A 14,023-nucleotide genomic window follows, 5' to 3' on the forward strand; every position below is an offset into this window, starting at 1 on the left:
CCTCCAACCTGAAGATGCGATCAAGGAATGGAAACACTGTTGCGAAACGGCGTCGCGACGGCTTTGCTGTCCTCAGGCACCCGATCGGCTCCCCGAGCAGGCCGGGTGCCGGCGATCACCGCGTCCCCGCCTGTCGTGACCAGGCGGGGGCGCGGCTCGTCGTTGCAGGGCAAGCATCGCACCTGGTTGCCATGCCAGGCTGGAGCCATGACTCGCGACCTCCACATCACCGGCGACGAAGCGGCCGACCGCCTCCTCTCGGACGACGACTTCGCGCTCCTCGTGGGCATGCTGCTCGACCAGCAGGTGCCGATGGAGACGGCGTTCGCCGGGCCGGCGAAGCTGCGCGATCGCCTCGGCGTGCTCGACGCGGCGTCGATCGCGCGCATGGACCCCGAGGAGTTCCAGGCGGCCTTCGCCGAGAAGCCCGCGGTGCACCGGTTCCCCGGCTCGATGGCGAAGCGCGTGCAGCAGCTCGCCGCCGTCGTCGCCGACGAGTGGGGCGGCGACGCGGGCGCGATCTGGCGGCGGGGCGAGCCCGACGGCCCCGAGGTGCTGCGGCGGCTGCAGGCGCTGCCGGGCTTCGGCGACCAGAAGGCGCGCATCTTCCTCGCCCTGCTCGGCAAGCGCGCCGGCTTCGACGGCGCCGGGTGGGTGGATGCGTCGGACCCCTACGGCGAGGAGGACGCGAAGCGCTCGGTGGCCGACATCGTCGATGCGGCGTCGCTCGCCGAGGTGCGGGCGACGAAGCAGGCGGCGAAGCGCGCCGCGAAGGCCTAGCTCCTCCCATCGACCTGGCGGCGGTGCCCGGCAGCGGGTGCATGCCGCCCTCGCCGCGGCTAGCGTGAGCGCATGAGCGCCGTCTCGCGAGCCATGGCCGCAGTCACCCCGCGGCCGACGCCGCGCGAGCCCGCCGAGCGCGACGTGCTGCAGCGCGAGCGGGCGCGGAGCGCGCACGGTTGGCTCGCGGCCGCCGTCGTCGGCGCCCACTACGCCGCGATGAGCGCTGCAGGAGTGCTCGCGGCGAGCTGGAGCGGGAGCGCGCTGTCATGGGCGGCGGCCGCGTCGGCGCTCGTGCTCTGCGTCGTCGCGGGCATGCTCGTGATCGGCGTCGGCCAGCTCGTGCTGCTCGTGCGCGCGGCGCCGCGGCGCTGGGCTGCCGCATCGACGCCGGTCGTGCTCGTCGCGCTCGGTCTGCTGACCGCTCCGCTCGCGCCCTTCCTCGCCGTCGTCGGTGCACCGCTCCACCTCGTGCTGCCGCTCGTGGTCGCGGCGCACGGCATCGGGCTGCTGCTGCTCGACCCGAGCGTGCGCGCCGGTGCCCCTCGGCCCGTGCAGGGCGTCGTGCTCGGGCTCGGTGCGGCGATCAGCGTGCTCGTGGTTGGCCTCCTCGACGCGCTCGTCCTGCTGCCCATGACCCTCGCTCCCGGTGTGCCCCTCGACGCGCTGTGGTCGGGCATGGCAGCGGTCGGTGAGGCGGGCGGATGGGTCGTCCCGGTGCTGTGGGCAGGCGCGTGGGCGGTCGCCCTCCTCGTGCTCGGGCTGGGGCTGCTGCGCGCGCGTCGCGGCGACCGGGGCTCGCTCGGGCTGCTGCTCGGCGCGGCGGCGCTCGCGGTCGGCGGGCTGCCGGTCGCGGAGTTCTCCATCGGGATGGGCGTCGCCGACACGTTCGGCACGCGCGGAGGCATGTCGCTGGCCTACCCGGCCATCGCGCTCGTCGCGACGGCGCTCGTCGCCGCGTCTGCCGCGCTGCTCATCGGCGCGCGGCGCTCCGACTGAGGCTCGCGCGGCACAGCGCGAGCGGAGACCTTGCTCCGGTCCACGCGCGGGTCTACCGTCGCCCCATGCCGGAGGTCGACATCCGTCCAGCGACGCCCGATCGCTTCCCTCACGCCCAACGGGCGCTGAGCGGCGGGGGCGATGGGCGATCGTGCCAGTGCCAGTGGTGGACGATCACGAACGTCGAGTTCCAGCGCTCGAGCGTGGAGGAGCGCCGAGAGCTGCTCCGCGCCGAGCTCGAGGGCGAGCTCGCACCGGCGCTCATCGCCTACGTCGACGGCGAGGCGGCCGGCTGGGTGCGCGTCGGCCCTCGCACTCGACAGATCCGCTTGAGCAGGACGAAGCAGCTCGCGTCGACGACCGAGGAGCCGTGGGACGACGGCTCGGTGTGGGCGGTGTCGTGCTTCGTGGTGCGCACCGAGCACCGCGGCGAGGGGCTCGCGGGGCGCCTGCTCGCGGCCGCGATCGACTTCGCCGGCTCGCACGGCGCTCGAGTGCTCGAGGGGTACCCGGTCGATCCGAGCGAGGGGAGGAAGAAGGCCTCCAACGAGCTCTACCGCGGCGTCGTCTCGACCTTCGCGCGCGCGGGCTTCCGCGAGGTGGGCCGGCCGAGGCCCGACCGCGCGCTCTACGCGCTCGATCTCAGCCGCTGACGCGCCGTTCAGCTGTGCCGCTTCGCGCGCCCTCGCGGCAGCAGCTCGACCGACGGCAGCCGCGGGCTCGGCAGCGGCGGCGATGCGTCGTCGACGACCGAGCCGAAGCGCGGCCGGGCGTCCGGGCCCGACTCGCGCTCGCGCATCCACTGCTCGCGTGCCTCGGCAACCTCGTCGTGATCGGTGCCGATGAAGTTCCAGAACATCACCACCTCCTCCTCGAACGGCTCGCCGCCGAGCAGGATCGCGATCGCATCGCGCTCGGCCGAGACGACGAGGGCCTCGCGCCCGGGCGCGGCGTAGGCCATCGCGCCGCGAGCGACCGCGACGTCGTCGACGCTCACGCCGTCGGTGAGGGCGAGCACGCCGTGCTCGAAGCCCGCGCGCAGCTCGAGCGCCACCTCGGTGCCTGCGAGCAGCCGCAGCTCGACCCCGAGCAGCGGCGAGTAGGCGCCGACGCCGCTCGCCGCTCCTGCGAACTCGCCGACGAAGACGCTCGCGGTCACCCCGCCGCCGAGCTCGACGCGCGGCACGGCGTCGAGCCCGTCGAACCACGGCTCGCGCCCTCGCTCGTGGCTCGGCAGCACCGTCCACAGCTGCACGCCGTGCAGCACGTCGGTGTCGGTCGTCGAGTACTCGCTGTGCGAGATGCCGCGGCCCGCGGTCATGATGTTGAGCCCGCCGGGGCGCACGGTGTGGGCGAAGCCGGCCGAGTCGCGGTGCTCGATCGCGCCGTCGACGAGCCAGCTCCAGGTCTGGAGGCCGGTGTGCGGATGCGGTGGCACGTCCATGCCCGGACCCCCGCGCATCGACGTCGGCCCGAAGGCGTCGGCGAAGCACCACGCGCCGACGAAGTGCCGGTGCTTGTTGGGCAGCACGCGCTGCACCGGCATCGCGCGCGGACCGCCGAGCGGCACCTCGCGAGGCAGCAGCAGCTCGAGTCCGGCCGCGCGCGCCTCGTCGACGCACGCGTCGGCGCTCTCGAGCAGCAGGGCCTCGTCGTTGCTCATCCTGCCACGCTACGCGGCGCGCGTCAGATGCCGAAGAGCTGCTTGCCGAAGACGATCACGACGATGCCCGCGAGGGCGAGCAGCACGCACACGCCCAGGAGCGAGCGGCCGAGCGCGGTCGATCCGGGTCGCTGGCTCTCGATCGAGCGGATGCCGACCGCGTAGATGAGCGGGATGCCCGCGCCGAGCAGCAGCCCGACGCCGAGCACGGAGGCGATCGCGATCGCGAGCGCGCCGAAGTCGATGGCCATCAGGCTGCCCCTCCGTTGCCGCGATCCTTGCGCTTCTTCCGCTTGCGCGGCCGGGAGATCGGCGCGACGTGCGAGGCGACGGCGCTCAGCTCGCGGTCGATCTCTCGCTTGCGCTCCTTCTTGGGCTGCTCCCACTGCTCGGTGACGTTGTGCGAGCCGACGTGGCTCATGCGCGAGCGCAGCCACATCGCGGCGCACGCGGCGATGAGCAGCGCCGTCACGACGATCGAGCCCCACAGGTGGCCGAAGAGCCCCGCGATGACGAAGCACAGCGCACCGATCGCGCCCGACGCGGGCAGCGTGATGAGCCACGCGATGAGCATGCGGCGCGCGACCGACCACCGCACCTTCGCGTCGGTGCGCGCGACCCCCGAGCCGATCACGGAGCCGGAGGCGACGTGGGTGGTCGAGAGCGGCAGGCCGAGGTGGCTCGAGGTGAGGATGATGGATGCGCTCGAGAAGTCGGCGGACATGCCCTGCCTGGGCGAGATGTCGACGATGCCCTTGCCGAGCGTGCGGATGACGCGCCACCCGCCCATGTAGGTGCCCGCCGCGATCGCGACGGCGCACACGACCCGCACCCACAGCGGCATGTCGGCATCCGGGTCGAGGGTGCCGTGGGCGACGAGCGCGAGGAAGATCACGCCCATCGTCTTCTGCGCGTCGTTCGTGCCGTGCGCGAGCGACATGAGTGAGGCCGCGCCGATCTGGCCCCAGCGGAAGCTCCGCTTCTCGGCGCGCTCGCTCAGGTTGGCCGTCACCCGCTGCACGAGCCACGTGCCGCAGAAGGCGACGAGGCCCGCGATGACGGGCGCGAGCAGTGCGGGGATGAGGATCTTCTGCGCGACGCCGCCCCACAGCACGCCCGTGACGCCGAGCGCCGCGATCGTCGCGCCGATGAGCCCGCCGAAGAGCGCGTGGCTCGACGACGACGGCAGCCCGAACAGCCACGTCAGCACGTTCCAGACGATCGCGCCCGTGAGGCCGCACAGCACGATGAGCATGAGGCTCTCGCCGTCGACGCCCGTCAGGTCGACGATCCCCGATCCGACGGTCTTGGCCACCTCGATCGAGAGGAAGGCGCCCACGAGGTTGAGCGACGCCGAGAGCGCGACGGCGGGCTTCGGCTTGAGCGCACCGGTCGCGACCGACGGCGCCATGGCGTTGGCGGTGTCGTGGAAGCCGTTGGTGAAGTCGAACGCGAGGGCGACGATGACGACGATCGCGAGGATCGCGAGTTCCTGCATCGTGCCAGTCTCCACCACAGGCGCCGTGCGCTCCAAGACGAGCGCGCGAGGCGCGCCCGGCTCCCGCCGCTCGACGCCCTTCGGTCGGGGGATGCGTCGGGTCTCCGCGGCGCGGCTACGCTGCCGCGGGTCTTCCCCGACCTGCCGAAGGACGCCTTGAAGCGCCGCGGCGACGCGCTCGCCGAGGCGCCAAGGTGCAGCCGCGAGGTGCGCGACGCGATCGCGCCGGTGCAGGCGGCGATGACGGCGGTGCTCAGCGCGACCGTGATCGTGCCGTCGTCGACGAGCAGCTGACGCCATCGACGGGTGCGCACCGCAGGCGGACGGCGTACCGTGGGGCCATGGCGCTGACGATCCCCGAGGCGGTGCTGCTGCTCGCCATCGACGACGACGAGGGCTCGCCCCTCATCGAGGACTCGTCGCTCGGGATCGCGATCGCCGGCGCGGCCCTCGCGCAGCTGGTGGTGGACGGGCGGATGCGCGTGGTCGCGCACGGCGAGCCAGGTGGCGAGGCTGAGGTGCTGGTCGCCGCGAGCGGCACGACGAACCCGCACCTCGAGCCGCTCGTCGAGCGGATCGACGGAACGACCCCGTCGCAAGCGCTGAGCGTCGTCGCGGGCTGGGGCGGTCGCAGCGCTCCCACGACCCGGGTGCGCAGGGAGCTGCTCGAGGACTTCGCCGCAGCCGGCGTGCTCGCGCGCGAGGAGGACCGCTTCCTCGGCATCCGGTGGCGCGAGCGCTGGGAGCGCGGCGAGCGCCGCGACGTCGAGGACGCGCTGCAAGCGCGAGCGATCGAGGTGCTCGACGGCGCCGACGACCCGACGGTCGGCGCGGCGCTCGCGATCCTGCACGGGGCCGAGGCGCTGCCGCCGATCTTCCCCGACCGGCCGCGCGAGCCGCTGCTCGCGCGCGGCGCGGAGCTCGCCGAGCGCTCGTGGGCGAGCCGCGAGGTGCACCGCTCGATCGAGGCCGTCCAGGCCGCGATGGTCAGCCTGATGATGTCGTCGACGTGAGCGCTCCGACGGCGTCGCCGCCGGGGTCGGGCTTCGAGGCCGCCGCGTCGACCGTCACGGGCGTCGCCGGGCGCGCGCTCGGCGCGGCGTTCGCGACGCTCGCGGTGGTGCGTCGACCCCATCCCGTGCACCCGCACGGTGTCGTGCTGCACGGCGAGATCCGCCGCACCGGCAGCCCCATCCCCACCGGCATCGCGTGGATCGACGAGGCGGCGGGGCCGCTGCCCGTGATCGCCCGCGCCTCCCGCTCCGCCGGCGTCCCCGCGCCGCTGCCCGACGTCATCGGGCTCGCGGTGCGCTTCGACGGCCCGGAGGGACCGGCCGACATCGAGCTCGCCTCCACCGGCGTGGGCTGGCCGTGGCGCTTCGTGCTCCGCGCGCACCGCTCGCCCTCCCGCGCGCACCTGCACGCGATCCTCCCGTACCGTGCACCGACCGGGCCGGTGCTGCTCGCCGCGCGCACGATCGCTCCCGCTGATCTGCCGCCGTATCCCGACGCGCTCGCCGATCGGCTCGCCGCCGAGCCGTGGCGGCTCGAGCTGCTCGTCGCCCGCCCGCGCGGTGCATGGCGGCCGTTCGGCGAGCTCGAGCTGCGGCGGAGCCCCGGTCCGCTCGACCCGCTGCTGCGCTTCGACGCGGGCCGACGGCTGCTGCCCGGAGCACGCGAGTACGAGTGGGCGCACCGGTTGCGGCAGCCGGCCTACGACCGGGTCCAGGCGGAGTAGCGCGGGGCGCGTCAGCTCGGCGGCGCGGTCGAGGAGCGCACGACGAGCACCGGCGAGTACGCGGTGTGGCTGCGGTCCGGCTCGTCGTCGGGCTCGTCGAGCGCCGCCATGATCCACGCGACGACGTCCTCCCCGTGCTGCGCCGGGTCCTGCCGGATGGTCGTGAGCCCGAACGCGGCGGCGGCCGGCACGTCGTCGACGCCGATGACCGAGAGCTCCTCGGGCACGCGGATGCCGAGCTGATGCGCGGCGAGGAGCACCGCCATCGCGACCTCGTCGGTGCCGCCGACGATGCCCGTGGGGCGGTCGGCGCGGTCGATGATCTCGCGCACGACGGCGTGTGCGCACTCGAGCGTGGTCGGCACCGTCTGGACCGGTCGCATCCGCAGCCCGTGTCGCGCCGAGACGCGCTCGAACGCCCGCTTCCGCCGATCGGAGGAGGAGGCCTCGAACGGCTGCACCTCGGGCTCGGCGGCGATGTGCAGGAGGTCGGTGTGGCCGAGCCGCACGAGGTGCTCGGCGGCCTGCTCGCCGGCCGCCTCGTCGTCGAGCGCGAACGACCGCGTGTGCTCCGTGGGCTCGCCGACGGTCGCGACCGGGATGCCGAGGTCAGCGAGGCGCGTGAGGTCGCCGCCGACGAGGCTCCACGTGATCGTCACGAGGCCGTCGACCTCGCCGCGCGTCATGAAGCGCTCGAACTTCTCGTGCCCGCCCTTCCCGAACGCCCCGAGGTCGTAGAGCAGCACGTCGTGGTCGTGCGCATCGGCGGCGTGCGCGATGCCGTGCAGCACGCTGCCGAAGTACCAGCGGTTGACGGACGGCGTGAGCACGCCGATCGTGCGGGTCATGCCCGTCGCGAGCCGTCGCGCGGCACCGGAGACCCGGAACCCGAGCTCGTCCGCGGTGCGCTGCACCCGCTCGCGGGTGCTCGCCGCGACCCCGGATGCGCCCGAGAGTGCGCGCGACGCGGTCGCCTTCGAGACGCCCGCAGCGCGGGCGACGTCGTCGAGCCTCGGCACGGTCGCCTCCTCGCGCCCCGGGCGGATGACCGCCTCGATCATCGGAACCGGTTCCGACCATAGCCCCGCCGCCGCGTTCCGCCAACGATCGGCGGTCCGGATCGTTGTCGAATCGAAACATCGTTCCTGAGTGCATCCTGTGGCGAGGTGCGCTACGGTCGCTCGAAGTGGAACCGGTTCCGGTTTCGAGCACGCCGCCGTGCGCGTCGTTTCGCGGCACGTGCTCATCCGCTGAGTTTGAGCGAAGGAGTTCACGTGAAGCACGCACGCAGGATCGCGGTGCCGCTCGGCATCGCGGGCGTCGCGGCACTCGCCCTCACCGGCTGTGTCGGCGACGCAGAGCCCGGCGCGTTGGAGGCGCCCGGCAGCACCGGCGCTGCCGCCGAGGGCTGCGAGGCCTACGCCGACTACGGCACCTTCGACGGCGCCGAGGTCAACGTCTACGGCACGATCCTCGACGAGGAGGCGAACCGCCTCAACGAGTCCTGGGCCGAGTTCGAGGAGTGCACCGGCATCGACGTCGTTTACGAGGGCTCCGCGGAGTTCGAGGCGCAGATCAACGTCCGCGTGCAGGGCGGCAACCCGCCCGACCTCGCAATCTTCCCGCAGCCGGGCCTGCTCGCGTCGATCGCCGGCACCGGCAGCCTCCTGCCCGCGCCCGAGAGCGTCGCCGCGAACGCGGAGGAGTTCTGGACCGAGGACTGGCGCAACTACGGCACGGTCGACGGCACCTTCTACGCGGCACCGCTCATGGCGTCGGTGAAGGGCTACGTCTGGTACCAGCCGGCGCTGTGGGAGGAGAACGGCTGGGAGGTGCCGACGACGCTCGACGAGCTCGACGAGCTCACCGCGACGATCGCCGAGTCGGGCACGACGCCGTGGTGCGTGGGCTTCGGCTCCGGCGAGGCGACGGGCTGGCCCGGCACGGACTGGATCGAGGACTACGTCCTGCGCCTGCACGGCCCGGACGTCTACGACCAGTGGATCGCGCACGAGATCCCGTTCGACGACCCGCAGATTGCTGAGGCGATGGACCGCGTCGGCGACCTGATCAAGAACCCCGAGTACGTCAACGGCGGCATCGGCGACGTGTCGACGATCGCGACGACCGACTTCGGCGAGGCCGGCCTGCCGGTGCTCGACGGTGAGTGCGCGATGCACCACCAGGCCTCGTTCTACGAGGGCTTCTGGAGCGATGACAACTCCGTCACGGTCGCCGAGGACGGCGACGTCTGGGCCTTCGTGCTCCCGGGCACCGAGGCCGACGCGGCCGCGGTCACGGGCGGGGGCGAGTTCGTCGGCGCGTTCAGCGACGACGAGGAGGTCGTCGCGGTGCAGACGTTCCTCTCGAGCGACACGTGGGCCAACAGCCGCGTCTCGCTCGGCGGCGTCATCTCGGCGAACTCGGGCCTCGACCCCGAGAACGCGAGCAGCCCGCTGCTGCAGTCCGCGGTCGAGACGCTGCAGGACCCGGAGACGACGTTCCGGTTCGACGGCTCCGACCTGATGCCGGGCGCGGTGGGCGCCGGCACGTTCTGGAGCGGCCTGGTCGACTGGGTCTCGGGCGCCGACACGGCGACCGTGCTCTCGCAGATCGAGCAGAGCTGGCCGCAGTAGTCGCATGACGCGAGTGCGGGGGTCGTGAGCCGGCCCCCGCACCGCATCATCGGCACGTCTCACGAACGGATGGGGTGCGCATGACCTCGATGGATCTCGTCGGCAAGCTGCTGCAGGTGCTCGTCGGCCTGGTGGCCTTCGGCGCCGTGGTGGCGCTGCTGCTGGCCTTCCTCGACCGACCGGAGGACAAGCCGCGGGCGGCGAGCTGGCGCTCCGGGCTGCGACCGCGCATCATCCTCATCGCGGCGTTCGCGCTCCTCGCGCTCCTCGCGCGCCTGCTCTACGGACTGGTGCCGTGGATGACGCAGGCGCTCACGAACGCGGCGATCGCGGTCGGCGTCGCCGGCATCGCGATCGTCGTCCTCCAGTGGCTGCTCGACCGCCTGCTCCAGCCGGCGAGCCCCGCGGTGCGCAGCGCCGTGCTGCGCGGCGTCGGCGCCGCCATCGTCGTCGCGATCGTGCTCCTCGCTCAGTCGGCGGAGCGCATCCCGGCGCTCGACTGGGTCACGCCCGCCCTCGTGCTCGCAGCGACGATCGTGGGCTGGCCGCTCGTCGGCGCGCTCGTCGCGACGGCCGCCATCGCCTTCCTGCCCGACCGCATCCGCCGCAGCGCCCGGCTCGTCGCGTGGCTGCTCGCCGCCGTCGCGGTCGTGGTCGTCGCGCTCGTGCTCGAGGCCGGCCAGGAGCAGCAGGTGGGCGTGTGGCCCTGGGCCGCCGCTGCGGCGCTGAGCATCATCGGCCTGCTCGGCTACCTCGCCGACAGGGACGACGACTCGAAGCCGATGCTCGTTTTCCTGCTGCCCTCGGCGCTGCTCCTCACGATCGGCCTCGTCTACCCGGCGATCCGCACGACGCTGCTCGCCTTCACCGACAAGACCGGCTCGTTCAACGGGCTCGACAACTTCGTCTGGATGTTCACGCAGCCCGAGGCGCTCGTGACGCTCGCCAACACGGTCGTGTGGGTCATCCTCGTGCCGCTGCTGTCGACGGCCATCGGGCTCGCGTACGCGGTCTTCATCGACAAGAGCCGCGGTGAGCGCGTCTACAAGATGCTCGTCTTCATGCCGATGGCCATCTCGATGGTCGGCGCGAGCATCATCTGGCGCTTCATGTACGCCTACCGCGGTCCGGAGCAGGAGCAGATCGGCCTCGTGAACCAGATCCTCGTCTGGTTCGGCGGGGAGCCGCAGCAGATCCTGCAGAACAGCCCGTGGAACACCCTCGCGCTCATCGTCGTGATGATCTGGATCCAGACGGGCTTCGCGATGGTCGTGCTCTCGGCCGCCATCAAGGGCGTGCCGACCGAGCAGCTCGAGGCCGCCGAGATCGACGGCGCGAACCCGTGGCAGCGGTTTGCGAACGTCACGGTGCCCGGCATCCGCACGTCGCTCGTCGTCGTCGTCACGACGATCTCGATCGCGACGCTCAAGGTGTTCGACATCGTCCGCACCATGACCGCGGGCAACTTCAACACCTCCGTCGTCGCCAACGAGATGTACACGCAGGCGTTCCGCTCGGGCGAGCCGGGCCGAGGCGCGGCGCTCGCGCTCATCCTGTTCATCATGGTGATGCCGATCGTCATCTACAACATCCGCGTCCTGAACCAGCAGAAGGGGATCCGATGAGCTCCGTCGCATTCACCCCCGACCCCGAGGTCACCCCCGACGAGGTCGCGCCGGCGGTGCGGACCCGCGCCGATCGCGTGAAGCGGCGCCTGACGAGCCCGTGGGCGACGATCGCCGCGCTCGTCATCGCGGTCGTCTGGACGATCCCGACGTTCGGCCTGCTGCTGTCGTCCTTCCGCCCCGCCGACCAGATCCAGACGACCGGCTGGTGGACGTTCTTCTCCGACCCGCAGCTGACGCTCGCGAACTACGGCGAGGTGCTGTTCTCGTCGTCGGCGTCGTCTCCGCAGCTCGGCGAGTACTTCGTCAACTCGCTCGCGATCGCGATCCCCGGCACCCTCATCCCGCTCGTGCTCGCGTGCCTCGCGGCGTATGCGTTCGCGTGGGTGAAGTTCAAGGGCTCGTCGACGCTGTTCGTGATCGTCTTCGCGCTCCAGATCGTGCCGCTGCAGATGGCGCTCATCCCGCTGCTGCAGCTGTTCGTGACGTTCCTGCAGCCGTTCCAGACGGCGCTGCACGAGGCCGTGCCGTTCATCAGCGAGCGGCAGTACCTGCCGGTGTGGATCGCGCACGCGATCTTCGGCCTGCCGCTCGCGATCTTCCTGCTGCACAACTTCATCTCGGCGATCCCGGCCGACGTCATCGAGGCGGCGCGCGTCGACGGCGCGGGCCACGGGCAGATCTTCTTCCGCATCATCCTGCCGCTCGCGATGCCGGCGATCGCGTCGTTCGCGATCTTCCAGTTCCTCTGGGTCTGGAACGACCTGCTCGTCGCGCTGGTGTTCTCGACCGGCACACCGGATACCGCGCCGCTCACGCAACGATTGGCCGAGCTCGCGGGATCGCGAGGCGAGAACTGGGAGCGGCTCACGGCCGGTGCGTTCGTCTCGCTCGTCATCCCGCTCATCGTGTTCTTCAGCCTGCAGCGCTACTTCGTCAGAGGCCTGCTGGCGGGTTCTGCGAAGGGTTGAGCGCCCAGGATCGAGCAATGAGGGGCGGCCATCGGCCGCCCCTCTCCACGTCTCGAGATCCTCGGATCAGCCGAGCGCGAGCCTAGATCGAGGGCGTCCGGCCACCGTCGATGAGGCGCACGTGCGCGCGGCGCGGCGAGCTGTCGCCGCTCGTCGATCGCGTGCCGCCGGAGGCCGCCTCCGCCGGCACGGCGATCGTCGGCAGCGGCTCGACGGCGTGCAGGTGGCGCTCGCGGCGCGGTGCGTGCTCGGCCCTCCGGTCACCGAGCGCCCGCCAGACGGGCGCGACCGCCGCGGCGCTCCGGGCGTTGGGCGCACCCGCGCCCGGCAGCGGCACGGGCGCGCTCGCGTCGGCGAGCCCGTAGCCCGCGTAGCGCTCCGGCAGCGAGCCGTCGAACGCCTCCGCCGCCCGCTCGAGCTGCTCCGCGAGCCGGCGTGCCACGTCGTCGAGCCCCGCTCGCAGGAGGCCCTCGATCGCGACGGCCGTGTCGTGCGGCCGGATCGCGCCGCCGTTCCACGCGAGTGGCCAGTAGCCGGGGGCGTCGACCGCGATCGAGCGCAGGCCGAACCCGGATGACAGGCGCTCGTCGAGCAGGAGCCCTGCCACGGTGCGCTCCTCGTCGCGCGAGAGCAGCGTCGAGCCGATGAGGTGCGCGAGATCGGCCGAGAGCCAGTCGAGCCGCCCGCCGGTTCCGTCGATCGCCATCGCGGGATGGCGATCGTCGCCGCGAACCACCCAGAACGCGGCACGGAACCGGCGGCGGAGTCTCTCAGCCCACTCGAGCCACGGCGCGCCGTCGTCGCCGAGCGCCTCGAGCAGCGCGGCGCCGCCCACGGCGGCGCGGCACGCGAGGGCCTGGAGCCGGGCGGTCGCGACGGGACCCTCGGCGGGCTCGCCCTCGGCGTCGCGCGGCAGCTCGGGGCCGTCGCCGACCGTGACGTCGCCGCCCGGCAGGGTGAGGAAACCGTCGCCCACCTGCTGCCCCAGCCAGCCGAGCGCGGCGTGCAGCGCGGTGCGCAGCTCGCGCACCGCCTCGAGCGGCAGGCCCGCGCGCCAGGCGTCGTGGAGCAGCACGATCCACAGCGGCGTCGCGTCGATCGAGTCGGTGAAGGTCGGAGGCAGCTCGGCGCCGGCGCGGACGCCCGCGGGACGGTGGGGCGAGAGCTCGTGCATCATGCGTCCCGGCTGCTCGCCCGTGCGGCCGTCGTGCTGCACGCCCTGACGCGCGGCGAGCGTGCGGAGGGTGGCCTCCGCGAGCGACGTGCCGAGCGGCAGCAGCAGTCGCGCCGCGCTCAGCGCGTCGCGCGCCACCATCGTCAGCCGCCACGGCGCGCCGGCGGCGAGCACGGGGCCGCTGCCGACGTCGAGCAGGAGATCCTCAAGATCGGCGACCGCCCGCTCGCCCCAGCGATCGAGCGCCGGGCGGCCGGTCGGCTCGAGGCCGCGGCTCGGCGCGTCGACGATCGCGCCCTCGACCGCGAGGGACGCGTCGTCGAGCAGCAGCTCGACCGAGAGCCCGCACCAGTCGTTGGGCTGCACGATCGCGCGGTGGCTCACGACGACGCGGCCGTCGACGAGCTCGACGGCACCGCCGCGGCTGCGCACGCGGAGGGTGCGGATGCCGTCGGTCGCGATCGCATCGGCGCCCTCGATCGCGAGGTGCACGGGCACGGGGTCGCCGCGGCCGTCGCGCACGCGCTCGATGGGGCAGAAGGCGACGTCGACCGCGAGCTCGATGCGCACGTCGATCGGCAGCTCGCGGCCGTTCACGACCGTCGCCCGCTCGAGCACCGCGCCCGGGGTGACCTCCCGCATCCGCTCGACCGCGATGCGCGCGTCGCCCGGCTCCGAGTCGAGCGCTCGGGCGATGCCGCGGATGAGCGCCCAGTCGCCCGCGCTCGAGGTGGCGAGGTGCTCGATCGGCGCGCCGTCGACGCGCAGCTCGACCCGGCGCGCGAAGCGCCAGTCGCCGTGGAAGAGGCCGTGGATGGGGTGGTCGTCCATGGTGCCGTCGCGGTGCGACCAGGCCTGGGTCGGCGCCGAGACCGACGCGAGCTGGTCGTGGAGCAGGGGCGGCGGCTCGACCTGCTGAGCCTGCTCGTGACGCATGGG

Annotated in this window: 14 protein-coding genes; 9 read left to right on the forward strand and 5 right to left on the reverse strand. The window is 73.1% G+C overall.

Translation table 11 applies throughout. The features are described from left to right. Positions 1-207 precede the first annotated feature (207 nt). The 3 genes from JSQ78_RS09210 (at position 208) to JSQ78_RS09220 (ending at position 2,432) form a co-directional block, all read left to right on the forward strand. Positions 208-780: an HhH-GPD-type base excision DNA repair protein gene (locus JSQ78_RS09210; RefSeq protein ID WP_211447139.1), complete on the forward strand. Its 573-nt coding sequence runs from the start codon at positions 208-210 to the stop codon at positions 778-780. Between the two features lie 72 nt (positions 781-852). Beyond that, a complete protein-coding gene (locus JSQ78_RS09215; RefSeq protein ID WP_211447141.1) occupies positions 853-1,779 on the forward strand; it encodes a hypothetical protein in 927 nt (308 codons plus the stop codon). Positions 1,780-1,844: 65 nt separating this feature from the next. After that, positions 1,845-2,432, forward strand: a complete 588-nt coding sequence (locus JSQ78_RS09220) for a GNAT family N-acetyltransferase (RefSeq protein ID WP_211447143.1) — start codon at positions 1,845-1,847, stop codon at positions 2,430-2,432. An 8-nt stretch (positions 2,433-2,440) separates the two neighbouring features. Here the strand turns inward: JSQ78_RS09220 and JSQ78_RS09225 are convergent, their stop codons facing one another. The 3 genes from JSQ78_RS09225 to JSQ78_RS09235 are packed head-to-tail and all read right to left on the reverse strand — an operon-like array spanning position 2,441 to position 4,940. After that, a complete protein-coding gene (locus JSQ78_RS09225; protein WP_211447144.1) occupies positions 2,441-3,442 on the reverse strand; it encodes a pirin family protein in 1,002 nt (333 codons plus the stop codon). A 23-nt stretch (positions 3,443-3,465) separates the two neighbouring features. After that, on the reverse strand, positions 3,466-3,693 hold the full coding sequence (locus JSQ78_RS09230; protein WP_211447146.1) for a hypothetical protein: 228 nt from the start codon (positions 3,691-3,693) through the stop codon (positions 3,466-3,468). Further along, the gene (locus JSQ78_RS09235) at positions 3,693-4,940 is read right to left on the reverse strand and encodes an inorganic phosphate transporter (RefSeq protein WP_211447148.1); all 1,248 of its coding nucleotides are present in this window, start codon (positions 4,938-4,940) and stop codon (positions 3,693-3,695) included. The genes JSQ78_RS09230 and JSQ78_RS09235 overlap by 1 nt, the downstream gene beginning before the upstream one ends. Before the next feature lie 156 nt (positions 4,941-5,096). Between JSQ78_RS09235 and JSQ78_RS09240 the strand changes: the two genes are divergently transcribed. From JSQ78_RS09240 to JSQ78_RS09250, 3 genes are read left to right on the forward strand one after another with little or no spacing between them, the layout of a single operon-like run. Next, entirely contained in the window at positions 5,097-5,234 is a 138-nt protein-coding gene (locus JSQ78_RS09240) for a hypothetical protein (protein WP_211447150.1), read from the forward strand. 47 nt (positions 5,235-5,281) lie between these two features. After that, positions 5,282-5,953, forward strand: coding sequence for a GPP34 family phosphoprotein (locus JSQ78_RS09245; protein ID WP_211447152.1), 672 nt, complete (start codon positions 5,282-5,284; stop codon positions 5,951-5,953). Beyond that, entirely contained in the window at positions 5,950-6,678 is a 729-nt protein-coding gene (locus JSQ78_RS09250) for a hypothetical protein (RefSeq protein WP_211447154.1), read from the forward strand. The genes JSQ78_RS09245 and JSQ78_RS09250 overlap by 4 nt, the downstream gene beginning before the upstream one ends. A gap of 11 nt (positions 6,679-6,689) precedes the next feature. On the opposite strand, the gene JSQ78_RS09255 is transcribed toward JSQ78_RS09250, so the two are convergent. Further along, positions 6,690-7,739: a LacI family DNA-binding transcriptional regulator gene (locus JSQ78_RS09255; protein WP_211447156.1), complete on the reverse strand. Its 1,050-nt coding sequence runs from the start codon at positions 7,737-7,739 to the stop codon at positions 6,690-6,692. Between the two features lie 213 nt (positions 7,740-7,952). Between JSQ78_RS09255 and JSQ78_RS09260 the strand changes: the two genes are divergently transcribed. From JSQ78_RS09260 to JSQ78_RS09270, 3 genes are all read left to right on the forward strand, one after another. Then, positions 7,953-9,314: an ABC transporter substrate-binding protein gene (locus JSQ78_RS09260; protein WP_211447158.1), complete on the forward strand. Its 1,362-nt coding sequence runs from the start codon at positions 7,953-7,955 to the stop codon at positions 9,312-9,314. Positions 9,315-9,979: 665 nt separating this feature from the next. Then, entirely contained in the window at positions 9,980-10,939 is a 960-nt protein-coding gene (locus tag JSQ78_RS09265) for a carbohydrate ABC transporter permease (RefSeq protein WP_502756146.1), read from the forward strand. Next, positions 10,936-11,910 carry a carbohydrate ABC transporter permease gene (locus JSQ78_RS09270; protein ID WP_211447160.1) on the forward strand — a complete coding sequence of 325 codons (975 nt, stop codon included), beginning with the start codon at positions 10,936-10,938 and terminating at the stop codon, positions 11,908-11,910. The genes JSQ78_RS09265 and JSQ78_RS09270 overlap by 4 nt, the downstream gene beginning before the upstream one ends. Positions 11,911-11,992: 82 nt before the next feature. Here the strand turns inward: JSQ78_RS09270 and JSQ78_RS09275 are convergent, their stop codons facing one another. Then, positions 11,993-14,020, reverse strand: coding sequence for a glycogen debranching N-terminal domain-containing protein (locus JSQ78_RS09275; protein WP_211447162.1), 2,028 nt, complete (start codon positions 14,018-14,020; stop codon positions 11,993-11,995). Between the last annotated feature and the right edge of the window lie 3 nt (positions 14,021-14,023).

It is taken from the genome of Agrococcus sp. Marseille-Q4369 (assembly GCF_018308945.1).
GTDB lineage: Bacteria > Actinomycetota > Actinomycetes > Actinomycetales > Microbacteriaceae > Agrococcus.